This window comes from Kurthia sibirica (genome assembly GCF_003143975.1).
Classification (GTDB): domain Bacteria; phylum Bacillota; class Bacilli; order Bacillales_A; family Planococcaceae; genus Kurthia; species Kurthia sibirica.
In genome coordinates this window covers 36,476-61,944 of the sequence record NZ_QFVR01000021.1, presented here as the reverse complement: position 1 = coordinate 61,944, position 25,469 = coordinate 36,476, and the positions used below count along the sequence as shown (strand labels likewise).

Sequence of the window (25,469 nt, the reverse complement as noted above, 5' to 3'; positions counted from 1 at the left end):
ATCGAGTGTCACGGGGACAATTGTAAGTTTATTCGTTGGCATAAAAGAAAGCACCGCCTTCATTTGATACGTCTATCGTACCTGGAGATACTTCTCGAATATATGCGTTATTTGATTACGGGCTTACGTTGTATTAAGTAGTGTATTAATGACTTCAATGCTATCTGTAAGCAATTTAAATGCAAAAGCAGTTGATAATCCTTCCGGTAAGACTCTTATCTAAAAGAACAAAGTACAATAAATTCAGAAAGTTTCACACTGCAAGAAAATGATCAAATGATTGATTTTAATCTAGAAAAAGAAGATGAACACACATTTACACTGAAAACCGAAGTTAAAGGTACAAACGAAAAGCATTCTTTAACATATACTAAAGGTAATGATTACTTTGTAATGGATGGCGAGGAGATACCTATATACTTTGATGAATTTGTAAAAAATACTTCTCAATCAAATATCTCACTGTTTGCTAGTTCTGATTCTACTCCCGTATACGTATCGTCAGGAAGTTTAAATATAGGGAAAACAGTCACAACAATAGGTGCAATAGTTACTATCATTGGCGGAGGGCTAGCAATACTTTCTCTTGCTGGAGTAACTATTGCTACAGGTACTATAACTTCCATTGTAAGCAATTGGGCCAGTGTAATTGGTTTGGGTACTTTAGCTGCAGGTTATACATTTAATGGAAAAATAACTTTTGATCAATATCGTACAAAAGGACTTTTCGATCCGGGGATGGGGAAAGGAAAAGCGCATAAACTAAGATTCCAAGATGTGAGAGCTATTGGAACAGTGAAAGGAAAAAGTATGGACAAACAATTATTAAATTACGGTAGTTGGTGGTTTAATTAAGTGAAAGGAAAGGAAAATAAATATGAAATTTTTTTCTATAATGACTGCTATTATAATAATACTTATATCTATAAATATTATTTATTCTTTCAATAATAATAAAACTGGTTTTGATTTTTCACTCGGGATATTGATATTGCTATTTATATCATTTACAGCAATAACTGTAAATAATATAAAACTCAAAAATTATTTTTTTCTAACAATCGGTATTAGCGGTTGTCTTTTAACGATATATAGTATTTTTCTTAAAATTATATAAAATAAAGGAGACACCTTCGAAGAAAATCGGCTCTTTGTCAAATAACGTTGGTGACAATATCTAATTGAATAAAAGAGTCGGTTTTTTCGAGCGAGTAGTGTTTCATAAATGAAACACTACTCGCTCTTTTTAATTTAAAACGAATAAAGATCCGTTGACGTTAGCTGGTGAAACTGTGATACTCATAAGCAGCACGATTTAAGATCTTGATTTTATTGCTGATGTCTTCAATTCTTCCGTTATTAAATGGATAAATAAAGCTATTTTCAATAGAAATTCGGTGAGTTTTTTAAATTTGCAACAGAACCCTTTTCCTATTCACTTTTCAATAGCTTATACACCGTACTTCGCCCAATCCCAAATTCCTTCGCAATATCCGTTGCACTTTCTCCAGCTGCATACAGTTTTTTGATTTGACGTTTCTTATGTTCATCAATTGCCGGGCGACCACCAATCTTCCCTCGTTTTCTTGCGGCTTCTAATCCTGCCTTCGTTCGTTGTTGAATAATATCACGTTCGAATTCCGCAAAAACGGCCAACATACCAAACATCGCTTTTCCTGTTGCGGTCGATGTATCAAAGCTGTCATGGATACTCACAAAGTCAATTTCACGTTCACGCAACTTCTCAGTTAATTCATAGAGTTCCTTCGTACTTCTTGCTAAACGATCCAATTTATACACAACAAAACGGTCGCCTTTGGCAGCGGCCTTAATAGCCTGTTGTAACTCCAGCCTTTCTTTTTTCCGTGAAGAAATCTTTTCCTCATAAATGACACATTCCTTTTGTTGCTCCTTCGCGTACTTTTCAATGGCTTGTCGCTGCATATCTAAATGTTGATCTTCTGTACTGACACGGATATATCCAATGATTCTCAATTTTCTTCACTCCTATTAAAAATACGCATTTTAGACTTTTTTTATTCCTCAATATGTCTACGTCCATACGTTTTATAAAATTTTAAGTATAGACGAGTTTATAGACAAAAACCACTAAAAAAACACCCCTTCAACATGAATTGAGGGGATGCTTTTAATTTGTCTATAAAACGATGGTTTTTTAGAGTGTTTGATTTATCTCTATTTTGAATAGCTATCGTATATTTCTATTCAATTTACTGTTGCCATTCCAGTTTAAGTACTTTAAATCCCTCTTAGTTCAGATAAAACCGAAGAAGTCACGCAAGGCTACGATGATAGTTATATCTTTAAATCCCTCTTAGTTCAGATAAAACACATACGAAGTAAACGGAAATGGCTATAAAATTTTAACTTTAAATCCCTCTTAGTTCAGATAAAACCGCTGTAGCAGATGTATCTAAATCATCGAGTAACAACTTTAAATCCCTCTTAGTTCAGATAAAACTTAGTATCTTTCGGGATTGCAATATCTTTAAAAATCTTTAAATCCCTCTTAGTTCAGATAAAACAATTGTGAAATATCGAAATCCAACACTTGAGATTTCTTTAAATCCCTCTTAGTTCAGATAAAACTACTTTATTGAGTGGCTAAGGTGTCTATATAAAGTATCTTTAAATCCCTCTTAGTTCAGATAAAACATGGCTGACGTAACAAATGACTGGGATATTGTCGCTTTAAATCCCTCTTAGTTCAGATAAAACAGAGCGACTTAGACGAGCCGAGGCGCTACTTGCAGCTTTAAATCCCTCTTAGTTCAGATAAAACAAATAGATGATGAAGCGTATTTAGTTCCGCAACATGCTTTAAATCCCTCTTAGTTCAGATAAAACGTTGTTCTTTTCTATAGACCAACAATATCATCTTATCTTTAAATCCCTCTTAGTTCAGATAAAACGCTAGTCTACGAAAAAGACGAGTCGGAGCAACTTGCTTTAAATCCCTCTTAGTTCAGATAAAACGATTAAACAGTAAACATTAATAAACGTTGTCATACCTTTAAATCCCTCTTAGTTCAGATAAAACCCAACTTAAATGACTAGTGGCTGCTGGTAACTCGACTTTAAATCCCTCTTAGTTCAGATAAAACAGCGGCTTAAAACCCTATTAGACTAATGTTTTCATTCTACATTTAGCAGCGAACCCCTAGTCGTGTAAATCAACAATTTCAAATTAACGGCTTAAAATACTGATATAACTAGCTTTCTCTTGTTTTTTCTAAAAAAATCCAGGATGCACCAATTAAAAAAATATATCCATATCACCTTTTTCATGCCCATGTAATTCTTTCTTTAGATGGCGTGGATTCTCTATAATATAATAGTATAAACTATCTTGCATTGGATCAATAATAGATTCTACCGCTTTTCTACATTTTAAAAATTGGGTTTTTGTAATTTCACCTTCAAATACTGAATTTTGAGTCCAAGTTAAATATTCTTTCAATTTTTTACAAACTTTTCCTACTCTTTTTTCATTCACATCATACGTAATAATAACAAACATATTTTCACCACCACGCTTTCAATGGTTTATATGTTGTATCACCAATTACATGTTTAATCAATTTATAGCACTCTAGACGAACAAAATAGCGATACGTTACTTTTCTTTTTAATTGGCGATGTTGAATAGAATCTTTTAATTTTTTATCAAAAGCTTCAATAAAAATTTTCTTTCCCATTTCTGACAGATAAATTATTCCTTCGTGGTCATCAAAATGATGTAATTGAATTTTTTTAGTGTTTACTAAACTAACAATTAACGGATCTACAAAAAGAGGCTTAAATATTTCTGCTAAATCTAAACAGAGTGAGAATCTCTGTTGTGAAGGTTCGTGTAAATAGCTAATTGTTGGATTCAATTGTGTCTTGTAAATCTCGCTTAAAATAGTCGTGTACATAAGTGTATTACCAAATGAAATCAGTGCGTTAAATGGATCTCTAGGTGGACGCTTTGATCTTTGCTGAAAAGTAAATTCATCCGGGATCATTTCATCTAAAGTTCGATAGTAATTTTGTCGTATCATCCCCTCTATCCCCATTAAACTGGATATACTTGTTACACTATTGATTGTTTTCTCCAGTTTCTTTATTTCTTCTACAAAATAAGAAGTCGTATTCTTTTTTTTTCGATTGAACCTTAACATATGAAAAACTGCTGATTTAATAAATGATTTTGCAATATCTAACCTTCTATCTTTTTGCAAATAATTTTCGCTTTGTTTAACGGTTACTAGGCCAGAAACTTTTTTCTCTCTTGCTAAAAAGCTACCCGTATAAAAACCATAATAATTATAAAAGTGTACTGCCAAATCTCTTTGTCCTGCATAATTAAAAAATGCCGTATTTAAAGAGACTTCTCCAAAGAGATGTAAATTTTCAATTTGTTCAATTGGCAGCGCCCTTTTTTTCCCATCTTCAGCTATTAAATAAATTGTATTATCTTTTCTTTTAACTGTTCCATTCGAAAACATAAACAAATCTCTTTGCATACTCATTCCTCCTCTAATGCATAACAAAAATCATAATAAGCACAATTTTTACAATAGGGTAATTTTTTTAACTTTGGTGCATTCTCAGCTTCCAATATTGTATAAATGTTAGCGATAACCTGTTTTATTCTTTTTTCATTCATTTCATCTAATAGGACTTCTACTACTTTCCTTTCTTTTGTATAAGCTATCTTGCCCTTCTTTTCAATCCCTCTAGATTTTAATAAATATAAATAATAAAGAAGTTGTAATTCATCTGCTTTTTGCATTTTACTAGACAGCTTTGTTTCTTGAACATACTCTTCATCTAATACATCTATAACCGCACTATCTAACTGCAATTCCTTCTCTTTTCTCGCATAGGATTGTTCATGAAGCAATGTACCTTCAATTACTTTTTCATGTTCTGTTTCAAAAGAAATTTGTTTACTATATAGCCATAATTTCCTTGGACATACTTCAAAATATTGTATATGAAGACCACCTATTTTTTGCTTCACTATTGTCACTCCTTAAAAAATATTACTTATATTTTCATCTAACTTTAAATCTAATCCTCTTTCTTCTGTATAAAATACGTCTGTAGAGAAATAAACATAACTAAAATCAATTTGTGAAAATTTACTCAATTTAAACTGTTCCTTCTCTTGCTGATAGTTTAATCTGTACTGATTTACAGATAATAGATACTGCTGTATTTCTATATTTAATTGTTTTAAAACTGCATAATTTTTTTTTCGTTTTTCTTCTTCATATTTCTCAATTAAGATAAGTACCTTTTCATAGTTTTCTTGACCTGCAACTAAAGGAACAGATTTAATATCTCGTAATACATGTTGTGCTCCTGCTGAATCAAGTTCAAAAGGTGGCAATTCTTTTAAATCTTTAATTGTTTCTTCAAATACTTTCAAATAATCTGTACCTGCTAAAAATTCTCTACTAAACACTTCATGTACAATTCTTATTTTTTGTTCTTCATCTATTAATGAACCTCTTAGAGCTTTTAATAAACGCAAACCATTTTCTACAATTTTTTTTTCATAAACCGTATCCATTCCACTAATACCGTCTAAATCTGTTACTATAAAAATATTTGGACTATTTGGTGTCCCTCCATCAAACCTCTTTCCTTTGCGATTACATCTGCCAAAACGTTGAAATAATGCATCTGGTGTCGCAGCTTCTGTATATAAGTAATCAAAATCCACATCCAATGAAGCTTCTACAATCTGAGTGCAAATCCATAGACCATTGTCTTCGTTAGTTAATTGAGCAAATTTCAGTATTTCAGTTTCCTTTTTCCCACGATGTAATGGAATAAATTGTGAATGTAATAAATTCACAGATTCACCCATTATGCTTTTTAAACTATCGTATAAACTAAGTGCTTGTTTTACAGTATTTACGACAACCAAAACTTTAGAATCCTTACTTTTTTCAATCATATCTTCTGTTAATGCATTTAATGTCTTCTTCTCAAGTGAGATTCGATGCCTTCTTGGCACCTCTACATCTTCAGAACGATCATCTGCTAAAAGCAACGTTTGTTGAAGTGTATTTTCAGTAAGCAATCCTAGTCTATTTAATTCTTCTATAAAAATAGCTGGTAAAGTTGCTGTCATAATCATCCAGCTTCCACCTATATCATCAATCATCTTTAAACCTTGTAATAAAATCGCAACAATTTTGGGGTCATATGCTTGAATTTCATCAATAACTACCTTTGAGTATGCTAATGTAGATAATTCGATTTCAAATCCTCTATATAAAAGCGGAAACTTAAATAACTGATCAATCGTAGAAAAAGTTAGTTTTTCAGCTAACCTTTGTGTATGACCAATTTGTAATAATGTTTCTTCAAATGATGTTTTGTCATTTTCATCTTTCTTTTGCAACATTAAATGATCAATCGCAGAGGAATGTAGTAAACCAACATGCGAATAATTAATTCCATTTGTATCAATTATTCGATCATACATAGCATTCAAACTAACACGTAATGGTAAGGTGATAAATCCTTTTCGTTGACCTATCCATAAAAGTGAAGCTTCCGTTTTCCCACTACCTGTCTGCGCAATTAATACAATATTCTTCCGTTGATTATCTAATGCCAACTGTTGCAACGGTCTTAAATTTGTAAAATTCTTTTTTAAAAATTGTTCTGTTTGGTATCCTACATTTGAATCGACAGCTTTTTCAACAAATTCTTTAATATTTTCATGTCGTAATTTAGCCGAGGCTGAGCGATCAGCTCTTTGAAGTAAGCCTTTGATTAATGTATATTTCTTTTTCAGCTCAGAATTTAACTGTCTATAAATTAGCGTTCTTTTTTCTAAGTGAGTCACCATTGACTCATTAGGTTTTTCACTCAATAGATTTGAGAAATCTTTCTTTATTTCTTCATAATTAGGATAGATTTGTTTTTTATAGACAGCCATTATATTGCTCTTATTTGGTAATTTTTCTCTTTCGTGATGAAAACCAACAGCAAGTGCTAATAAAATTAAGTCTTTCTTTGTATATCCATCAGCACGTAGTTTATCAAAAGGAATAAATAACAGCGATAAATAATTATGAGGGTAATTAATCAGCCCATCTGGTTTTCTCTTTGCTTTATCTATTGATTGACTAATACGATTTTGAAACCCCTCACTATATTTTCCTGTATCATGAAAAAGAGCTGCTAACTTCAGCAACTCCCAGTCTTTTTCATTCAACGGTAAAAAATTTGATGTCACATCTTTTAATACTTGGATTGCTTGAACAACGTCCTCTGTATGTTCAACAATCGATAACACTTCCGGCTTTGATTTAGCATAAAACATCGTCATCCCTCCAAGAGAAAAATGGGTAGCCCTTCATCATCAAATACTGTCTTTTCGTCTTCAATTTCTGTACCTTTTGGAATTAACATCGTTTCAATATAATCCCATTCCCGTCTACCTCTCACAATTTCATATTTTCGAGGCAAGCGATAAAACGGATTATTCAATCCTAATTCATAATCTTCTTTTTGTTCGATAGGAATATATTGAGTAAATCGTGTAGCATTCACTTTACCTTTAGAAATTTCTGTGAATTCAACTTCATCTATCCTTACAAGGTCTTCCCAACGCCCTAAACTTAATGTTGTGTCAAGATGATGTAAATTATGATGAAGTTGTTCTAATATTGCTTCTTCTGCCTCCACATGAATAACATGTTCCACATTAAATAATAAATGTTGATACATTGGCATTGTTGTTACTAAATTTTTATCAAATTCAACGCTTTCCTTTAAACCGCTCGTAATCAGCAATGCAGGAACTTCACGTTTTTTATACATATACTTTTTTTGATAATCAATAAAAATGCTCTCATACTGTCCTTGAATGGAAATCTTCATAGGAATGTATTCTTTTGCATGTAAAACAGCATGTAGCATTCCTTTAATCGTAGAAAAAGGCACAAGTGGATACGTTTCTCCTACTTTGAATGCAAATGGCTTTAAATAACATGCTGTTTCTTGAAATATTTTAATTTTCAGTAATTTCATCTAAAACTCCATAATACGATGCCACTTGCTTCGCTGTTTCTACGAAAAATTCTTCAACAGATTGTACTTTCTCATCAAACTCTTCACGTAGTTCCACATCGTTTGCAAATGTGCCTGATGTTAAGCCCATGCGTGTAAAATCTCCAACCGCTTTTCCACCAAATGTTAGTTTCATTGTTTCTTTTAATGCAGCTGTTTCTAAATTTGTTCCAACTAATTTAATATGTCCTTGGAAAAATGGATTAGCCATCGGGTATAGACCACCAATCACAAATTTTGGTGTTAGATTTTCTTGACGACCGCGAATATGACGTGATAAAAGCTTGATAATATCAAGTAATTGAGATACACGTTCATATTTTGCTTTTGCTTCCAATTCCACTTCATTATTTACATCAATACCTACTTTTGATAAATCGATAGTTATTGTATATGTGTAATAACTAATATGATTTTCAATATTTGCCAAATTTGCAGTTTCACCTATACGTTCGGCTAATCCCATATTTGTTAAAAATTCAAAATCTCCTGTATACGGTTCTAAAGCAATTGCATGGCTTAAACGAGCTACCGCTGCGCGTTTCAAAGATTTTTTACCTGTCTTTAAATAACCGAACAAATCCATTTCTACAGAATCTTCAATTGTCACTTCATCTTTGAACTGGACTGTTCCCTTTGTCTTAGAAACTGTATCACGATTCCAGCCAAAAAGTTCATTGCCTAATCGTACTACATCAAAACGTAAAGCTTGTCGAGATGCGACTGGATATGTATTTCCATCGCCTCGATTCACTTTTTTCAACTCCGAGACATTACCAAAACCTTCTCCATAATTTAATGGACTCGCCTCTGTTACGATTGTTAAACTAATTGTTTTCCCCATTTTCTTTCTCCCCCTTATTTGAATTTACACCCATTAATCCTGCAACAAAAGCTAATGAAATTGTCGAAAATTTCGCATCATTTACAATGGTACTATCTAAGCATTGCGTGAATTCTTTACTTACTTTTCTTCCAGCTAAGATATTTAATCGAATAACCAATTCAAAAAAGAGTTTACGATTCCCTGATTTTGCCGCATTTAAAATCCGATATATTGTTGAATCTAATTTTTTACTGATTGGAGCTTTATATTGTTCAGTAACTTGTTCAGTTGATCCATCTCCAGTTAATGCTTTTCTTAATGAAAATCCTGTATTATACATCTGATCCGTTAAATTCTTTCCTTTTTCTGTAGACATATTCTTTCCTCCCATCATTAATTCTCTTATAATCAATCCTTGTTTCACACTGAATGTATTGCGTAAATTCCCCTTACGTAACTGTTCATATAATTCATTTTGAAGAATCATCTTTGTATCATAATTTCGTAAATGTTGCTGAATCAGTTGTTCTCTAAAGCTAGAAGGAAAAATTTTCGAAATATAATCCTCATTTAATACGTATAGATAAAATTTTTCTTCAATCCAACGATATTCTAATAATGTTTTTTTCACTTTACTTTCTGTACACCACTCCACTAGAACTGTCGCCATACGCTTTTCATCTTCAACCTTTAACTGTTTTTTATGCGTTCCTTGTAAAGCATCTACCAATGAATTTTCTGCTTTAATGATAGAAGAAAAACTATTATTTCGTTCTAATGTTTCTAAACAATCTCCCTCTATATGAAGAAAAGCAAAAACATTTTCATCCATTGTATTATGCATTTTCTTTTTATAGTTCACACATCCTAAAGGAGATAAAAATAACAGTAATCGCGCAAGTGGACTAATCATTTGAATATTGCTTTCTTGCCCATCCCAACGATCATTTAAACTAGTAGATCCGAGAGGCATAAACATTTTTTCTTCATAAGGTAATGTTCCCCATTCATTACCAAGGGCGGCACACTTGGGATACCTTTCAAACCAACTAATTTCAACTTCTTTTACTTTCTTATGTTCCTTTCTCCACTCTTTTGCGATTAGATATTCACTTTGATGTAAAAAAGACTGGAGTTCTTCTTGATTTGCTTCTTTTAATAAATTTCGCAACGTATTCTCTAGAATTATAGGTTCAATAAAATCTCTAAAAAATAAATTCTGCTGTTCTTCTCTTGTCATCTTATTTTTAGTAACATTCAGAAAGGACACTTGGCCTGACGCTGGTGCCAAAATCATTGCTTTTACATAATTCAATGTGAGTTTTTCATTAATATCACTTCTTAATAAAATTAATTTTATTTCATCTATTGTCTTAACTAGTTCTTCAAAGTCTTTCATTTCAACTGCGAGTTCACACTTTTTCTCTAAATTTTCAGTAATATCTATTTCATCTGGAAAATACTTTATTACTTTCTGCATACTCTCTTTAACAGTTGACAGAAATCGTTTAGTCGCATCTTTGTATCTCTCTTGTTCTTTCTTTGATTCTTCATTGCTATTACTTTTTGCATAATCCTTCATTTTAACTAGCCAATTCACTGTGTTTTCTCCGCGAGAATACTTCTGAATTAAATAAGTAAATAGTCGTTCTGGTAAACCTTCTATCCATTCAATTGGTACTTCTAATCGATTCGCATCTACTTTTATTGAATTAGATTTATCTAATCGCAATAAAGCTGTGGCTCCCATATTAAATAACCAATCATTGATTTGAATTATTTTATTCATGCACTCTCCTCCTCTCATTCACATATTCCAATGTCCCCCATCCACTTGAACTTCTTAAACCAATTCCATCTTTATAAATTAACTTTAAATCTTCTACATGACCACGTAGCGTAAAGGTACCTTTTTGACCCGTATAATATAAATTCCTTCCATCTGCGTGACGATTCGTTTCTTGAACAACGATTTTTTTCAATTGAGAATCTATAATTTGAATATTACTATGAAGGTTTCGACCATATAAATACTGAAATTTTTGATTTATAATATAATTTAATTCTTTTTCGAAATCATGATCTTCAATTAATAATGGTTTACCTTCTGAATTTTCAATAAGGAGCGCATTTAAAATTTTAAATTTCACCTCAGAAGATTGAATATTAGCTTCATTAGCTAGTGATATAGATTGAATATTAAAAACATTACCCTTATGCTTAAATGTCTTTGTAGATGTAATCCCATTAATAAATGCTACACCGATAGTAGCATCCGATGTAGAAAAAATGAATGTAGCACCGTCCATTTCATACATACCATTTTCTAGTTTGAAATTTTTCATATACATACTATATGTTAATGCCTTTGGTTTTTTCTCTCCTCCATATAATTCCTCATAAACCACTTCATCGCCTTTACGAATCATTTCTTTAACAAATGCCAACAAAACCATTCGATATTGCTGTGGTATATTTTTTATATTTAGTTGTATAACAATCCTCATTTTTATCACCTCGTTTATTTTATATTTTTAACGAACCAAATATATCCTATTTTTTACAAAAAAACAAATTTGATACTTTATACACAATGAAAATAATAAAAATATAAGTATAATAAATGTATGATTTTCTTTGAATTTGTAGGATTTAAAACGTTTGTTTTAATTTAGCTTTTTATCTGAACTTGTGGTAATTATACCCTTATAGGGGTCCCGTCAGAAAAATGCGGATTTACAACGTTAAGGGATTTTTTCTGACGGAAACGCCTATTTTAACAACGTTAAGGAATTCGTAATGGGCGAAGTTCCTTTGGATTGTGGCTACTTTCTGATCTGAAGTGGTATTCACCTAAGAAATTAATATGCTCCCAACCGAGTGGAGAAATATGAGGTAATAGTTCTTCTTTGAAATGACCTTGGCTCTTTTGGTGTTCGAGTGCCTCTGTTAAATAAATCGTATTCCATACGCTAATGGCGTTAATAATGATATTTAAGGCGCTGGCACGCTGTAATTGATGCTGCATTGTTCGTTCACGCAGTTCGCCTTGTTTCCCAAAGAAAATTGCACGTGCTAGTGCATTCATTGCCTCGCCTTTGTTCAAGCCCTTTTGAATTTTTCTTCGTAGTGACTCATCTGAAATATAGTTTAAAATGAAAATCATTTTTTCAATCCGTCCCATTTCTCTTAAAGCTGTCGCTAAACTATTTTGTCTTGCATAAGAGCCTAGCTTGCCCATGATGAGCGAGGCAGACACCGTTCCTTCACGTAAAGAGTGTGCTAAACGCAAGCATTCCTCGTAATTTCCCTGAATGATTTTTGTGTTTATTTGACCACGTAAGAGCGCATTTAATTTGGGATACTCTTTCGTTTGTTTAAAAGTAAATAGTTTGGCATCCGATAAATCTCGAATTCTTGGGGCAAACTTGAAGCCTAATAGGTGCGTTAAACCAAAAATTTGATTGGTATAGCTCGCTGTATCAGTGTAATGCTCTTCAATCGTTAAATCTGTTTCATGATGTAATAAACCATCTAATACATGAATCGCATCTCTTGAATTGGTATGAATGATTTTAGTGTAATACGATGAAAACTGGTCACTTGTAAAGCGATAAATGGTTGTGCTTTTTCCGGTGCTGATAATTCACTAAGTTCGCTTGTGCGCGATTCATTGCATCTTCGTGCATACGCCAATGAGCGACATTGGCTAACTGTTTATAGGTTACACCTGGTGTTGCATCAGCCATTTTACTTAAACCAATATTCGTCCCCATGCCGATTAAAGCAGCCATGAGTAACACCGTTTCCTCTTTGTCGGGTTTCCGATTTGATGAAGCATGTGTAAATTGCTCATGAAAGCCTGTTAAATGTGCAACGTCCATTAAGAGATCGGTTAATTTGATACGTGGTAACAGCTTATATAAACTTGCGCTATACGCTTGTGCCTCTGCGGGAATATCTTTTTCTAATCGTGCTAACGATAAGCGTCCTTTTTCAAGTGAAACGCCATCTAAATCTTTTAAATTCGTGGTTAACCATTTCAACCGTTCTTCTAAGCTTGTCATTCGCTCTTGCAAGTATTCTTCATAAGCAATGGGAACAGCGAGTCGCGTTTGTTGTTTGTCGGCCTGCCACTGTTCTGCTGTAAATAAATATCCCTCAAAATCACGGTATTGTTTACTGCCTTCAATGGAAATATCACCAGCTCGTACATGCTCACGTAATTCGGTTAAAACCGCCATTTCATAATAGTGACGATTAATGGAGCCGTCTTCCTCATATAAATACTTTTTCCAACGTGTAGAAATAAAATTGATGGGTGCATCGATGGGTACTTTTCGTTTCCCAGCATCGTTCATCTCACGTAATAGCTCAACAGCTTCTAGTAAAGGATCCTTAGCTTTTGTTGAACGAAAATCAAGTACACGTAACAGCGTTGGTGTGTATTTACGAAGAGCGTAAAAACGTTTTTGTAGCAAATCTAAATAATCATAATCCGATGGTCGTGCAAGCTCCTTCGCTTCTTCAATGGACGTAACAAATGTGTCCCACTCTAAAACGGATTCCAATACATCAAAAACATTCAGGTTCTCTTGTTTTGCCTTAATAAGTGCCTGTCCAATATTTGTGAAATGAATAATTTTTTCATTCAATTTTTTTCCGTTTTTCCGCTGTATTTCTTCCTGAGCTTTGCGTCCTTTTGATAATAAACTTAAAATTTGTCGGTCATGAATTTCAAAGGCTTTATCGGTTAATTCTTGTGCCAGCTGTAGCAAGTACACAACTAAAATGGCGTAGCGTTTGTTTTCTTTAAAATTGCGAAATGCGTACGGCTCATAGCATGTCCCAAGTCGAGCGAGCTGGCTTAACCGGTTTCGATGAATCGTATGTAATGAACGGTCATTTAACGCCATATCTCGTATAAATTCTAGCCGTTCAATAACTTTTAAAAAGGTATCTGGTGAAGGGAACCCCATCGGCTCTTTTAGCCAGCCAAGTGGTGTTTTATTCGATTCGGTTGCACTCGCTGGTACAATCAAGGTTTCTAATTTTTCTATTTGCGTAGGTGTTAATGCATGATAAATCCGATTAAATATTTTTTCTTCAGCTCGGTTACGTGTTTCCCATACAACCCGTTCAAGCGTTGTTAAAGCAGGGAAAATGATTTTCTGTTGGCGTAAGTATTCAAAGCATGCATTTAATAAATACATCGAATCTCCGTTCTCTAAGGCTAGAGACAGCAAATGCTTGGAAAGCTGCCGATATTCCTTACTTGTGAATTCTTGAAAACTGTACACTTTGCGAATTTCCTTTAAGTGATCCCATAACGTATTTTCCCTTTGCCCATAAGAATGAATGGCTGCTGCTGGGACATTGATTTGTTGAGCGATGTACTGGATAACGCTATGTGGAATGCTTTTAAGATGCGTATAAGACCAACCCGGAAGCGCAAAACCGCCAGCTGCACAGCAAAGCCTAAGCGATTGTCCTCACGTCTTCGCTTTAAAATGATGGCTAAATCCCGCTCTGAAAACGTATAGTATGTCCCTAAAATCCACTCATCCGTTGGGATTTGCATGAGTTCAGTTCGTTGATTGTCAGTTAATAATTCGCGTCCTCTGGATGTTTTCATAATTTATTTCCTTCTTTCTACAATCAGAATAAAGTCCAACATTAGTCAATTTAATGTTGGACTTTAAACTTCGTTTTTCAATTATAAAATCTATAATGGGCTTATTCTTCCCAAATAAGATGACCATTTTGAATGACATTTTTTGCCGTTTCAGAAGAAACATTCGAACGATTGTATTCTCCATAGTAAATCGCATCTATACCGTCTGCCTTAGCTACTCTCAAATTGATGTTGTCTAAATCATCATTGACTATGCTATAACCTACTGATTTCGTATAGCACACTAAAATAACTTTTTTCGTTACACCTTCAACATTTACTTCGATTGGTTCAGAAATTCTCACACCTATGATATCTGGGCCAGAATAAATTGCTAGAAATTCATCATTATTTTTTTCGATTTCAAGTGAAATATCTTCGTAGTTTAGTGGAATTTGATATGCAAAAACAGCAAAAACGGCACCTAGTGTAATAAAAAGAGTTGCTATTAATGTGATAAGAAATAATGCACGCTTTTTTCGTTTCATTTCCTTTTTTACAGTTTGAAATCCTTCAATCGCTGTTTCATTTGGAATATGTAACGTATTCATCATTGCTTCGTACTCCTGTTTACAGGCATCACAACTTTGTAAATGGGTTTTCACTAATTGATTTGTTTCTACACTTGTAATTTTATCGACATACAAAGGCAGTATGTCTTGAATAATCGGACATTCTACATTCTTCATCCATCATTCTCCTCCATTTTTTGTGCTATTTTCTTCTTCGCTCGATAATAGGTTACTCTAGCCCAACTAGCGCTTTTTCCGAATAGTAGTCCAATTTTTTCAAACGGAAGCTCCCCGAAAACCCTAAGTGTAAAAACCTCTTTATAGGGTTCGTCCATCTCATGAATAAATTGGTGAACTTTAAAAGCAGCATCACTGTTTACTAATTGATTCATAAAGATTGTTTCTACAATAGGTTCCGATTGGAATTCTCCACTAATTTCTCTTTTACTTTTTTTATAGGAAGAGTAATATGCATTTTTGGCTATTGTAAAAAGCCATGCTCGAATATCTTTTGAGCCATCAAATGAATCTAAATGTTTAAAAGCCTTAAAAAAAGTTTCTTGTGTAATCTCTTCTGCAACTTTTTCATTTCTACTGAGTGATTTCACATAGAAATAAATCTCTTGAAAATATTTTTGATAAAGCTCTTCGAATGACACTAATCTACCTCCTTTACATATATAACTCGTTAACATCTATTTCGTTACAATTTTTTTAAAAAATGGGCCTTAAAATTATAATATACATATTTGAGTCTATGTTTCTCGAAAACGATGGTTTTTTAGATTGTTTGATTTATCTCTATTTCTAAAATCATCGTTCAATGTAAGGGTCGTTTTATTGTTTGGTACATCGATCTCACTTTGGTAATTATGTGAAACTTGATCTACACTGATTTGAATATGGTCAACATCATCGCTAGATTGTCTCATGACCGCTGAATTTGTTGAAGGTGTGTTGTATTTGGCGTTTACTTTATTTTGAAATCGTCTCATTTTTCTTTGCAATTTCGTTGCTATCCTGACTTAACCAAGATGTGTCCATATATCTATACTACAGTCAATATAAGTCCAATAAAGACTGTTATTGTATAAAAGACAATCCAAAGCACTAAACTTTTATTATTTTTCTCAACATCATACATATTTAAAATTAATACACCTGGATAGGCTACACTAAGTTAGACAGAATAAATGAAGGCTTGTAAACTTAGACTAACAATTAAAAGGAGTGTGCTACTATGCCACGTCAACGTCGAACTTTTACACCCGAATTTAAACTGCAAATGGTGAAGCTTTATGAAAATGGGAAATCACGTGCTGACATCGCTCGTGAGTATGATTTAACCCCTTCGGGATTAGATAAATGGATTAAGAATCATCGAGCTACAGATTCATTTGCTGCTAAAGATAATCGAACAGACGCAGAAATTGAATTGGAGAAGCTACGCAAAGAAAATCAACGTTTATTAATGGAAAACGATATTTTAAAGCAAGCCGCGCTGATCATGGGACGAAAATAAATGTGATTCGTAATAATGCTCACAAATATTCGGTATCAGCAATGTGTGCCGTCCTCGAGATTAAAAGAAGCACTTATTACTACCAAATAAATTTAGATGCCACTTCACAGCGAAAAACAGAGAACATAGCGCTTTCAAAAGAGATTGAACGCATTTTTAAAGCAAGTCGTAATAACTATGGTACGCGTAAAATCAAAAGAGAGTTATTAAAATTAGATAAACCGAAACATGTATCACGGCGCCGTATTGGTCGCATAATGCGTGCGTTAGGTTTGGTTTCAAACTACACAGTGGCACAATTTAAACCGAATAAATCATGTTCAAATGAGGCACTCGTAAAAAATGAGCTACAGCGTGAATTTATTCAAGAAAAAGAATTAGCTGTCGTTGTCAGTGATTTAACATATGTTCGTGTCAATGGGAAATGGCATTATGTATGTTTATTTGTAGACCTTTTTAATCGTGAAATCATAGGCCATAGTGTTGGAGAAAACAAGACTGCAAGTCTTGTCTATGAAGCATTAGCAAGTATTTCTGCAAATTTGAATGATATACAAATGTTTCATACGGATCGAGGAAAAGAATTTGATAACAGGTTGATTGACGATGCACTTGAAACATTTAATATCCAACGTTCGCTTAGTATGAAGGGGTGTCCTTACGATAATGCTGTAGCAGAAGCGACATTTAAAGTATTTAAAACAGAATTCGCAAACCAGTCTAACTTTTCTACTGTAGACCAGTTGGAGATTGAGTTGAATGATTACGTTCATTGGTTTAACAACATCCGTATTCATGGAACTTTAGGGTATTTAACGCCCATGGAATTTAAATTACAGCCCATATAATTTTTGTTCAATTTACTGTTGCCATTCCAACCAAAAAATAATAAATTACATATTTTTATAGAAAATAATAAATTACTTTCAGCCAAAAAATTAACTATGACTACCCCTATTATTAAAACTATACTTAATGTATATATAATTCTCTTAAATATATCCAACCATTTTTTATTATTGAAAAAATGAGTAATTACGCTTAAAAAAGTTACAACTATACTTATATTCCATAGTAAAGAAAAAATACTACCATCTCCTAATAAATTCTCAGATAATCATAAGTTTGTTTTTTCCCAAAAAAGTAAAATGTTCTACCTTTCTTTTTATAGGTTCTATTTTTAAAAACTTTTTTAATTGCTGCTGCTACTACAGCATCGCCCACTGAATATCCACCTGTTAAAGCAACTATAGTATTAATTATTGTGACTGTAATAGTTTTTCTTTTTTTTTCTGACATTTACCTGACTTAGGCCACTATCAATGCTACTTTCTAAAGCTTTTCTAATATGAGGCGTTTTTAAAGATTTATTAAACTTCTTAGTTGCTCTATTTTTTAATGCCATACGAAGTACTTTTAAAGCTGGAATAGTAACAACGATTGCATTAATTGTATATTTAACGTCTCTCAATCTGATACTTAAATACCCATCTGGATCCACATTCATCACCGGATTGCCATTCGTATAACTATAACCATTCTGTGATAATGGCTCATCGTCATCACCTGGATGTGGGCCTCACACGATGTGAGTGCCATCGATGTTCGCACAGGACGTGCGGAATTTAGTCGATGTTCCTTAATTAGTACGTCTCCACGATGGTTCGTAATGAATTGCTGCTTGCAGGACGCAAGTTGGGCGAGCCAACAACAGGACGTTGTGTACTGGCTCGCCTTCCTTTACAGTTTCAAATGTACCGGATTCATTTTTTGCTTTCACCATCATACCAAGTGGTGTATAGCCATTCCATTCATATGAACGGTATTCCGTAACAACATCCTTTACTTTCACGACTTCCATATCCAATACTTCACCACTATAGAAGTATTCATGTGTTGTATCGCCAACTGTTTTCGTTAAACGTAAGAAATTTTCATCGTATGTGTACGATGCGATGATTTGATCATCTAGCGTCGTTACCTTTGTTAAACGTTGTTGTTGCTGCTTGCATGACGCAAGTTGGGTGAGCCTTGCAACACTGCCTACACGATGTAGGTTGGATAAGTCAGCAACAGGACGTTGCGATTTTGACTTATCTTCCACTTGTGTACTGGCTCACCTTCCTTTTATAATGTTCGTCTTGCAGTAAATTACCATCTTTGTCATACGTATAAGTCGTCTCATTTTTCGTCGCAATTTGATTGGCATCATTATACGTAAAAGTCGCTTTCTCGCCACTCACTTCAGATGCTGTACGATTCCCCACTGCGTCATAGTTCGTCTTCGTCTTCCTCTTTAATAATAGGTAGATTTTGATATGGGTGATCTGAAAAATTAGATATGAAGTCAAAACCTATACCGTCATGACTTACCCATAAATGATATTTATAATTATCTTCAGTATAGTCTAAAATAAATCTAGCTAAACCAATATCGCTATGAAAGTCCATTTCTAATGTTCGTTCATTAGAAAATAAGATACTTTCGTTATTAAATGCATCTAAATAAGCCTCAGAAAAATGGGTTTTGAGTTCTTCTATATTATTAATATCTACCACATAATAATAATTTCCATTACTCAATTTCGTCATCTCTTCTTTATTAGATATATTAATTTCATTTGAACCGCTAATTCCGTGAATATACAATGGGTATACATTTAATTTCTCTAAAAAAATTTTTAAACATATACTATCAATATCGTTTTTAATATCAATATAACTATCAACATCACTGTAACTATCTAGGTCAATGTCAATATCAATATCAATGGCACTCAGATTGTTTCCCTCGGAATCGACGTGACAATAGAAACGAGTTATGCCCTTTTTTTTAGATTTAAAAATATATGAAAAGTCTTCTCCAAATAAAAAATCATTTAATGTAATCTTCACTACCATACCACCTTATAATCTTTTGATGTTTTTATATACACATTTCTCGGTATGAGTTCACCTATAATATAGTGCACATTAGATTTATAATGATAATGCCAAATATGGATAGGTAACACTTAGTTGGACAGAAATTATAAGGTTTAGAGGGCGATTTCTAATCCGCTCAATTAAGAAGCGCTTTATATGGAGCAATGTGCATGATAGCCTTTCTTGGCTAATGCAGCCTAATATAGCTGGATTTCTGTCATAAAAAGTCATGCACAGAGAGGCTCCATGTCAAGCTGATTCTGTGCTCCATAAGCCTTGGAGCACCCCTCATAAAAGTTGTCTAAAAGTGTTGCCATACCATACCTTCTCCATATTGTTTGTTAGTTTTCTTCCCCCACTTTTTAAGATAGGCTACCTTCGAAAATTTATGGAAATCTATAGAAAAAACTCTTCCCTTTCCTTTTTCAATAACCTTAATTAATACGCCTCCATTAGATTCAATTTTATATTTGGAATTGAATTTTTTTAAATATTGAGAGGCTTTTTTAACCATATACTTTCTTGCTTTAGTTAAAGCAGGTCCTCCATATTTTTTTATTAATGGCTTTGCTAAGGCAAGTAGGACTTGAGCAATAAATTTAGCAAACTCCCCATCTGGATCCACATTCATCACCGGATTGCCATTCGCATAGCTATAACCATTCTGCGATAATGGTTCGTCATCATAACCTGGATGTGGGCCTCACACGATGTGAGTGCCATCGACGTTCGCACAGGACGTGCGGAATTTAGTCGATGTTCTGCTAAGAATGCACCGTTTGTTGGGTTATAGTAACGAGCTTGTAAATAGTAATTCTTCGTTTCTTCATCATAGTAATAACCGGCGTAACGCTGTCGTCTGGACGACGATTGGATAAACGCTACGACAGGACGTCGTTTCTAGCGTTTATCTTCTTCGCTTTTGCCATGTCCCCTTCGACCGTTAATACATTTCCATAGGCATCATATGTGTATGCACCGACTTCTTGGTCATCTTTATCACGGCCTCACAAGATGTGAGATCCATCGACGTTCGCACAGGACGTGCGGAACTTAGTCGATGTTCCTTAATTAGTACATCACCACGATGATTGGTAATGAATTGCTGCTTGCAGGACGCAAGTTGGGCGAGCCAACAACACTGCCTACATGATGTAGGTTGGATAAGTCAGCAACAGGACGTTGCGATTTCGACTTATCTTCCACTTGTGTACTGGCTCACCTTCCTTTTATAGTGTTCATCTTGCAGTAAATTACCATCTTTGTCATACGTATAAGTTGTTTCATTTTTCGTCGCAATTTGGTTCGCATCATTATACGTGAAAGTTGCTTTCTCACCATTCACTTCGGATGCTGTACGATTCCCAACTTCGTCATATTTATACGTATTCATTGTACCATCTGGCAGTGTTTCTTTTGTTAATTGATAATTGGAATCATATGCAATTTTAAATGGTTGTCGAGCCTTCTTTGTGTACGTCATAGAACGGAGGAAATTCGCATCGTTCATTTGAATTTCTCTCATACATCGTAATTAACTCATAGATAAATATAACTGAAGAGAATGATGAATTCGCCTCACTTAAAAATATTTTTTTTGAACGATATATACGTTAAGAGTTCCGATATACAAAAACCGATAATTATACTAATTGGTATAATTATAGTTTTAGGTCCCCCTATATAAATATATGAAGCTACCAATCCTACTATAAAAGTAATAAGAAACATTACTATGCTAAAAATTCGTGTTTTTAAAAATAATTGAATAATAACTCTCACCTCTAATTCTTAGAATCCATTAAAATAACCATTTCTCGGCTTTCTATCTCTATTATCTAAATAATTAAAAATATAACTTCCTGGATTACTAAAAAATCCAGTTATATTAATTGCCCATTCAACAACATTCATAATATAACCTGTAATAACAAGAGAAATACCCTTATTCCTTAAAAGGTTTCTTAACTTTTTACTGAAAATATGTTTTTTGATTCACTTATTTTCTTTTTACCCAATTTAATAACCAAACCAGAACTCCAACCAAATACTGCTGTTAGCGTAATAAATATTGCTGCGTTTATGGAACTACTTAAAAATGTTCTTGAATTGTACCAAGCATTTTTCTCCTTCTGGATCCACATTCATCATCGGATTCCCATTCGCATAGCTATAACCATTCTGCGATAATGGTTCGTCATCATAACCTGGATGTGAGTGCCATCGACGTTCGCACAGGACGTGCGGAATTTAGTCGATGTTCTGCTAAGAATGCACCGTTTGTTGGGTTATAGTAACGAGCTTGTAAATAGTAATTCTTCATTTCTTCATCATAGTAATAACCTGCATAACGCTGTCGTCTGGACGACGATTGGATAAACGCTACGACAGGACGTCGTTTCTAGCGTTTATCTTCTTCGCTTTTGCCATGTCCCCTTCGACCGTTAATACATTTCCATAGGCATCATATGTGTATGCACCGACTTCTTGATCTTCACTATCACGGCCTCACACGATGTGAGATCCATCGACGTTCGCACAGGACATGCGGAACTTAGTCGATGTTCCTTAATTAGTACGTCTCCACGATGGTTCGTAATGAATTGCTGCTTGCATGACGCAAGTTGGGTGAGCCTTGCAACACTGCCTACACGATGTAGGTTGGATAAGTCAGCAACAGGACGTTGCGATTTTGACTTATCTTCCACTTGTGTACTGGCTCACCTTCCTTTTATAGTGTTCATCTTGCAGTAAATTACCATCTTTGTCATACGTATAAGCTGTTTCATTTTTCGTCGCAATTTGGTTCGCATCATTATACGTGAAAGTTGCTTTCTCACCATTCACTTCGGATGCTGTACGATTTCCAACTCCATCATATTCATACGTATTCATTGTACCATCTGGCAATATTTCTTCTTTTAGTTGGTCATATGCAATTTTAAATGGTTGCTGCACTTTTGTTGTGTACGTCAATGAACCGAGTAAATTTGCATTGTTCATTTGTGTCACTTGTTTCCATAAATCATTGTTCAATGTAATCATCATTTTGTTGTTTGGTACATCGATCTCACTTTGGTAATCATGTGAAATTTGATCTGCACGGATTTTAATATGGTCAACATCATCGCGCTATTTTCTTTAAATGTTGTCGCTTCTTTTACTTCAACATTCTTTATCTGTCATTCATTAATTATAAAAAACTAAAATTATTCCAATTATTAATGACCCCATAACAATGGCTACATAAAAACCATAAGTTCCTAGTAATAACTCAAGAGGAACAAAAATTAGCATTCTAAAGAAGCTTTTTTTATTCTCTTTAATTTCTTTATATATCTGGTTAATCATTACAAAAAAATTAACTAGAAAAAAAATTATCAATCCAAAACCTATTAAAGTCTCCATTTTACCCCTCTACTTCCACTACCCGAATAAATAAACACCAATACTATATCTTGCAGTTGTAGGCAAGATACTGGAAATCGCGCCCATATGACTACCCACTAAAAATCCTCCTCCGAACCCTATAGGGCCATACTCTTTTAATACTTTAGGTTTTCCTAAATATGAAACTGACACCATAACTTGTCCAGTTACTCCACCTATTACTCCCCATTGTACTGATTTCATTGCAACTTGCTTAGCAACCCAATTTTTTTTATTTGGAAACATTTTTTTAAAGTATTCTGAACCCATTTAGGTGCTTTTTTACAGAGGAACGAATACGGGATTTAAGAGATTTTTCTCCATTTGGATCCACATTCATCACGGGATTCCCATTCGCATAGCTATAACCATTCTGTGATAATGGTTCGTCACCATCACCTGGATGAGGGTCTAATGCTAGGAATGCACCGTTTGTTGGGTTATAGTAACGTGCTTGTATTTGGTTCGCCTCATTATACGTGAACGCAGCTTCCTCACAATAATAATACCAAAATTAAAAAGATGATTCCTATTAAAAAAATAAAGATTTTAGTCGCATACCAAGGTAATTTACCTAAAGTAAAATCAATTATTAAGAAAAATACATCGACAACCACCCCAAAAAAATCCGCAGTTCCTCCAGGTAAACCTGTACCTATTTTAGTCATGAATTTTTCGAAATATTTTTCGTGAGTAGATTTCTTATACTTGAAACTACTATAAAATAAAATCGCAACTAAACACCATAAAATCACCTTCAATACAAGCATCATTCTACCTCCTTTTATTTCTTCTTCAATCTAGTAAGTTCTTTAACTATACTTGAAGTAGTATACGCTTGTACCACTCCTCTTAATGTAGGATATTTACCTTTGGATAATGTATTAAGGATATAAGCTTTTGGTGCGTAACTTGCCATTGCAATAAATCGGTAAATTTTACTGGGTTCTACTTTCAATAAATAATTAAATAATCTAGCGCCTAACACACTTGTTGCAGCACCTGTTACAAAAGCAAAACCAAATCTCCACCAATTAAACCCTTTCACACTTCTATGTTTGTAAAAGTAACTTCCCAACATAGGTAAAGCATTAACAGCTCCTCCTATAAGAGCAGAAGCTATCCACCATGCTATTTTCCCATTCGGATCCACATTCATCACAGGATTGCCATTCGCATAACTATATCCATTCTGAGATAATGGTTCGTCATCGTCACCTGGATGCGGGTCTAATGCTAAGAATGTACCATTTTCTGAGTTATAGTAACGGGCTTGTAAATAATAGTTCTTCGTTTCTTCGTCATAATAATAACCTGCATAACGAATTGGATTTTCTTTTGCTAGATCCCCTTCGACCGTTAATACATTTCCATAAGCATCATATGTGTATGCACCGACTTCTTGATCTTCACTATCACGGCCTCACAGGATGTGAGATCCATCGACGTTCGCACAGGACGTGCGGAACTTAGTCGATGTTCCTTAATTAGTACATCTCCACGATGGTTCGTAATGAATTGATACGCTTTCGTTTCAAATGTACCAGATTCATTTTTTGCCTTCACCATCATACCAAGTGGTGTATAGCCATTCCATTCATATGAACGGTATTCTGTTACAGTATCCTTTACTTTCACAACTTCCATATCCAATACTTCACCACTATAGAAGTATTCATGTGTTGTGTCGCCAACTGTTTTCGTTAAACGCAAGCCATTTTCATCGTATGTGTACGATGCGATGATTTGACCGTCTAGCGTCGTTACCTTTGTTAAGCGTTGTTGCTGCTGCTTGCTGGATGCAAGTTGGGTGAGCCTTGCAACAGGACGTTGCGCTTTTGGCTCACCTTCCTTTTATAGTGTTCATAGTGTTCATCTTGCAGTAAATTACCATCTTTGTCATACGTATAAGCTGGTTCATTTTTCGTCGCAATTTGGTTCGCATCATTATACGTGAAAGTTGCTTTCTCACCATTCACTTCGGATGCTGTACGATTCCCAACTTCATCATATTCATACGTATTCATCGTACCATCTGGCAGTGTTTCTTCTTCTAATTGGTCATTGGCATCATATACAAAGCTACTCACTTGACCATTGACATCAGTTTGTGCGATATTACCAGTCTTCGTATATTCATAGCCAACTTTAAATGATTGTTGCGCTTTTGTTGTGTACATCAAGGGCCTAGATTCTTTAAGTAGCTACGGAAAAAGCATTACCATGAACATCCTTCTTAAAGGAATACCCATTGATAATGCTTCAATTTGAATCACTACACTTCATGCTATATTCCAAACTATTTTCAGTTATAAAATTAGGTCTCATATCAGCAAGTATAAGTTCTGTTTAAATAAGTGTTGCCTATCCAAATTTTTTGTACATATAAAATAAACTCAAATTACAAAAGTAATAGCCCAGCAATTAAACCAAATACACCCACGTAAAATATTAATGAAAAAATATCTAATGGGTTTA

General features: G+C 34.0%; 27 protein-coding genes, 5 pseudogenes and 1 CRISPR repeat array. Of the genes and pseudogenes, 2 read left to right on the top strand and 30 right to left on the bottom strand.

Going from position 1 to position 25,469, the window contains the following annotated elements:
• Positions 1-276 precede the first annotated feature (276 nt).
• The gene (locus tag DEX24_RS13575; RefSeq protein WP_109306949.1) at positions 277-855 is read left to right on the top strand and encodes a hypothetical protein; all 579 of its coding nucleotides are present in this window, start codon (positions 277-279) and stop codon (positions 853-855) included.
• 422 nt (positions 856-1,277) lie between these two features.
• On the opposite strand, the gene DEX24_RS17715 is transcribed toward DEX24_RS13575, so the two are convergent.
• The 13 genes and pseudogenes from DEX24_RS17715 to DEX24_RS13510 all read right to left on the bottom strand — a co-directional run bounded on the left by DEX24_RS17715 (position 1,278) and on the right by DEX24_RS13510 (position 15,774).
• Positions 1,278-1,394 (bottom strand): transposase, encoded by a 117-nt coding sequence (locus DEX24_RS17715; RefSeq protein ID WP_109306957.1) that lies wholly within the window; start codon positions 1,392-1,394, stop codon positions 1,278-1,280.
• A gap of 37 nt (positions 1,395-1,431) precedes the next feature.
• On the bottom strand, positions 1,432-1,995 hold the full coding sequence (locus DEX24_RS13565) for a recombinase family protein (protein ID WP_281288209.1): 564 nt from the start codon (positions 1,993-1,995) through the stop codon (positions 1,432-1,434).
• A 262-nt stretch (positions 1,996-2,257) separates the two neighbouring features.
• A CRISPR array of direct repeats spans positions 2,258-3,125; the repeat unit is 29 nt; unit sequence CTTTAAATCCCTCTTAGTTCAGATAAAAC.
• A 152-nt stretch (positions 3,126-3,277) separates the two neighbouring features.
• Entirely contained in the window at positions 3,278-3,541 is a 264-nt protein-coding gene (gene cas2 / locus DEX24_RS13560; RefSeq protein WP_109306948.1) for a CRISPR-associated endonuclease Cas2, read from the bottom strand.
• A gap of 4 nt (positions 3,542-3,545) precedes the next feature.
• Entirely contained in the window at positions 3,546-4,529 is a 984-nt protein-coding gene (gene cas1b / locus DEX24_RS13555; protein WP_109306947.1) for a type I-B CRISPR-associated endonuclease Cas1b, read from the bottom strand.
• A 2-nt stretch (positions 4,530-4,531) separates the two neighbouring features.
• On the bottom strand, positions 4,532-5,029 hold the full coding sequence (gene cas4, locus DEX24_RS13550; protein WP_246131557.1) for a CRISPR-associated protein Cas4: 498 nt from the start codon (positions 5,027-5,029) through the stop codon (positions 4,532-4,534).
• Positions 5,030-5,041: 12 nt separating this feature from the next.
• Positions 5,042-7,354, bottom strand: coding sequence for a CRISPR-associated helicase Cas3' (gene cas3, locus DEX24_RS13545; RefSeq protein WP_170112952.1), 2,313 nt, complete (start codon positions 7,352-7,354; stop codon positions 5,042-5,044).
• Between the two features lie 2 nt (positions 7,355-7,356).
• Positions 7,357-8,064 carry a type I-B CRISPR-associated protein Cas5b gene (gene cas5b / locus DEX24_RS13540; protein WP_109306945.1) on the bottom strand — a complete coding sequence of 236 codons (708 nt, stop codon included), beginning with the start codon at positions 8,062-8,064 and terminating at the stop codon, positions 7,357-7,359.
• Complete coding sequence (gene cas7i, locus DEX24_RS13535) at positions 8,045-8,947, bottom strand: type I-B CRISPR-associated protein Cas7/Cst2/DevR (RefSeq protein WP_109306944.1); 903 nt, start codon at positions 8,945-8,947, stop codon at positions 8,045-8,047. The genes cas5b and cas7i overlap by 20 nt, the downstream gene beginning before the upstream one ends.
• Complete coding sequence (locus DEX24_RS13530; protein ID WP_109306943.1) at positions 8,931-10,718, bottom strand: hypothetical protein; 1,788 nt, start codon at positions 10,716-10,718, stop codon at positions 8,931-8,933. The genes cas7i and DEX24_RS13530 overlap by 17 nt, the downstream gene beginning before the upstream one ends.
• Positions 10,711-11,436 (bottom strand): CRISPR-associated endoribonuclease Cas6, encoded by a 726-nt coding sequence (gene cas6 / locus DEX24_RS13525; protein WP_109306942.1) that lies wholly within the window; start codon positions 11,434-11,436, stop codon positions 10,711-10,713. The genes DEX24_RS13530 and cas6 overlap by 8 nt, the downstream gene beginning before the upstream one ends.
• A 278-nt stretch (positions 11,437-11,714) precedes the next feature.
• Positions 11,715-14,564: pseudogene (locus tag DEX24_RS13520) on the bottom strand (Tn3 family transposase).
• Between the two features lie 101 nt (positions 14,565-14,665).
• Positions 14,666-15,292, bottom strand: a complete 627-nt coding sequence (locus DEX24_RS13515; protein ID WP_109306941.1) for a zf-HC2 domain-containing protein — start codon at positions 15,290-15,292, stop codon at positions 14,666-14,668.
• On the bottom strand, positions 15,289-15,774 hold the full coding sequence (locus tag DEX24_RS13510) for an RNA polymerase sigma factor (protein WP_109306940.1): 486 nt from the start codon (positions 15,772-15,774) through the stop codon (positions 15,289-15,291). The genes DEX24_RS13515 and DEX24_RS13510 overlap by 4 nt, the downstream gene beginning before the upstream one ends.
• A gap of 581 nt (positions 15,775-16,355) precedes the next feature.
• Between DEX24_RS13510 and DEX24_RS13500 the strand changes: the two genes are divergently transcribed.
• A protein-coding gene (locus tag DEX24_RS13500) for an IS3 family transposase (RefSeq protein ID WP_109306938.1) occupies positions 16,356-17,485 on the top strand; the annotation gives its coding sequence in 2 pieces (ribosomal slippage) (positions 16,356-16,602 and positions 16,602-17,485; 1,131 coding nt in all).
• 250 nt (positions 17,486-17,735) lie between these two features.
• On the opposite strand, the gene DEX24_RS17710 is transcribed toward DEX24_RS13500, so the two are convergent.
• The 17 genes and pseudogenes from DEX24_RS17710 to DEX24_RS13430 all read right to left on the bottom strand — a co-directional run bounded on the left by DEX24_RS17710 (position 17,736) and on the right by DEX24_RS13430 (position 25,171).
• Positions 17,736-17,861 (bottom strand): hypothetical protein, encoded by a 126-nt coding sequence (locus DEX24_RS17710; RefSeq protein ID WP_281288210.1) that lies wholly within the window; start codon positions 17,859-17,861, stop codon positions 17,736-17,738.
• Positions 17,862-17,892: 31 nt separating this feature from the next.
• Positions 17,893-18,138, bottom strand: coding sequence for a hypothetical protein (locus DEX24_RS13495; protein WP_109306937.1), 246 nt, complete (start codon positions 18,136-18,138; stop codon positions 17,893-17,895).
• Between the two features lie 138 nt (positions 18,139-18,276).
• A complete protein-coding gene (locus DEX24_RS13490) occupies positions 18,277-18,741 on the bottom strand; it encodes a hypothetical protein (RefSeq protein ID WP_109306936.1) in 465 nt (154 codons plus the stop codon).
• Positions 18,731-18,904, bottom strand: coding sequence for a hypothetical protein (locus DEX24_RS17255; protein ID WP_170112951.1), 174 nt, complete (start codon positions 18,902-18,904; stop codon positions 18,731-18,733). Before DEX24_RS17255 ends, DEX24_RS13490 begins: the two co-directional genes overlap by 11 nt.
• A 4-nt stretch (positions 18,905-18,908) precedes the next feature.
• Positions 18,909-19,532: a hypothetical protein gene (locus DEX24_RS13485; RefSeq protein ID WP_109306935.1), complete on the bottom strand. Its 624-nt coding sequence runs from the start codon at positions 19,530-19,532 to the stop codon at positions 18,909-18,911.
• A 331-nt stretch (positions 19,533-19,863) separates the two neighbouring features.
• Positions 19,864-20,187 (bottom strand): hypothetical protein, encoded by a 324-nt coding sequence (locus tag DEX24_RS17530; protein ID WP_249033888.1) that lies wholly within the window; start codon positions 20,185-20,187, stop codon positions 19,864-19,866.
• Positions 20,167-20,420: pseudogene (locus DEX24_RS17525) on the bottom strand (RHS repeat-associated core domain-containing protein); the annotation flags it as partial. The gene DEX24_RS17530 and the pseudogene DEX24_RS17525, both read right to left, overlap by 21 nt.
• Positions 20,421-20,757: 337 nt before the next feature.
• Positions 20,758-21,072, bottom strand: a complete 315-nt coding sequence (locus tag DEX24_RS13475; protein WP_170112950.1) for an RHS repeat domain-containing protein — start codon at positions 21,070-21,072, stop codon at positions 20,758-20,760.
• A gap of 617 nt (positions 21,073-21,689) precedes the next feature.
• Positions 21,690-21,921: pseudogene (locus DEX24_RS17890) on the bottom strand (RHS repeat-associated core domain-containing protein); the annotation flags it as partial.
• A 338-nt stretch (positions 21,922-22,259) separates the two neighbouring features.
• Entirely contained in the window at positions 22,260-22,598 is a 339-nt protein-coding gene (locus DEX24_RS13465) for a hypothetical protein (RefSeq protein WP_146192998.1), read from the bottom strand.
• A gap of 390 nt (positions 22,599-22,988) precedes the next feature.
• On the bottom strand, positions 22,989-23,261 hold the full coding sequence (locus tag DEX24_RS13455; RefSeq protein ID WP_109306930.1) for a hypothetical protein: 273 nt from the start codon (positions 23,259-23,261) through the stop codon (positions 22,989-22,991).
• Positions 23,262-23,310: 49 nt separating this feature from the next.
• A pseudogene (locus tag DEX24_RS13450) lies at positions 23,311-23,499 on the bottom strand (RHS repeat-associated core domain-containing protein); the annotation flags it as partial.
• On the bottom strand, positions 23,486-23,761 hold the full coding sequence (locus DEX24_RS13445) for a hypothetical protein (protein ID WP_109306928.1): 276 nt from the start codon (positions 23,759-23,761) through the stop codon (positions 23,486-23,488). The gene DEX24_RS13445 and the pseudogene DEX24_RS13450, both read right to left, overlap by 14 nt.
• A gap of 14 nt (positions 23,762-23,775) precedes the next feature.
• The gene (locus tag DEX24_RS17520) at positions 23,776-24,150 is read right to left on the bottom strand and encodes a hypothetical protein (RefSeq protein WP_249033887.1); all 375 of its coding nucleotides are present in this window, start codon (positions 24,148-24,150) and stop codon (positions 23,776-23,778) included.
• A gap of 39 nt (positions 24,151-24,189) precedes the next feature.
• Positions 24,190-24,318, bottom strand: a pseudogene (locus tag DEX24_RS17515) (RHS repeat-associated core domain-containing protein); the annotation flags it as partial.
• A gap of 32 nt (positions 24,319-24,350) precedes the next feature.
• Complete coding sequence (locus DEX24_RS13435) at positions 24,351-24,704, bottom strand: hypothetical protein (RefSeq protein ID WP_109306927.1); 354 nt, start codon at positions 24,702-24,704, stop codon at positions 24,351-24,353.
• 59 nt (positions 24,705-24,763) lie between these two features.
• Positions 24,764-25,171 carry an RHS repeat domain-containing protein gene (locus DEX24_RS13430; RefSeq protein WP_109306926.1) on the bottom strand — a complete coding sequence of 136 codons (408 nt, stop codon included), beginning with the start codon at positions 25,169-25,171 and terminating at the stop codon, positions 24,764-24,766.
• Between the last annotated feature and the right edge of the window lie 298 nt (positions 25,172-25,469).

Coding starts and splice junctions, on each gene's coding strand:
- DEX24_RS13575 (WP_109306949.1), top strand. CDS start 277: ATGATTGATTTTAATCTAGAAAAAGAAGATGAACACACATTTACACTG.
- cas2 (WP_109306948.1), bottom strand. CDS start 3,541: ATGTTTGTTATTATTACGTATGATGTGAATGAAAAAAGAGTAGGAAAA.
- cas1b (WP_109306947.1), bottom strand. CDS start 4,529: ATGCAAAGAGATTTGTTTATGTTTTCGAATGGAACAGTTAAAAGAAAA.
- cas3 (WP_170112952.1), bottom strand. CDS start 7,354: ATGTTTTATGCTAAATCAAAGCCGGAAGTGTTATCGATTGTTGAACAT.
- cas5b (WP_109306945.1), bottom strand. CDS start 8,064: ATGAAATTACTGAAAATTAAAATATTTCAAGAAACAGCATGTTATTTA.
- cas7i (WP_109306944.1), bottom strand. CDS start 8,947: ATGGGGAAAACAATTAGTTTAACAATCGTAACAGAGGCGAGTCCATTA.
- DEX24_RS13530 (WP_109306943.1), bottom strand. CDS start 10,718: ATGAATAAAATAATTCAAATCAATGATTGGTTATTTAATATGGGAGCC.
- cas6 (WP_109306942.1), bottom strand. CDS start 11,436: ATGAGGATTGTTATACAACTAAATATAAAAAATATACCACAGCAATAT.
- DEX24_RS13515 (WP_109306941.1), bottom strand. CDS start 15,292: ATGAAGAATGTAGAATGTCCGATTATTCAAGACATACTGCCTTTGTAT.
- DEX24_RS13475 (WP_170112950.1), bottom strand. CDS start 21,072: ATGAACGATGCGAATTTCCTCCGTTCTATGACGTACACAAAGAAGGCT.
- DEX24_RS13455 (WP_109306930.1), bottom strand. CDS start 23,261: ATGGGTTCAGAATACTTTAAAAAAATGTTTCCAAATAAAAAAAATTGG.
- DEX24_RS13445 (WP_109306928.1), bottom strand. CDS start 23,761: ATGCTTGTATTGAAGGTGATTTTATGGTGTTTAGTTGCGATTTTATTT.
- DEX24_RS17520 (WP_249033887.1), bottom strand. CDS start 24,150: ATGAATGTGGATCCGAATGGGAAAATAGCATGGTGGATAGCTTCTGCT.
- DEX24_RS13430 (WP_109306926.1), bottom strand. CDS start 25,171: ATGTACACAACAAAAGCGCAACAATCATTTAAAGTTGGCTATGAATAT.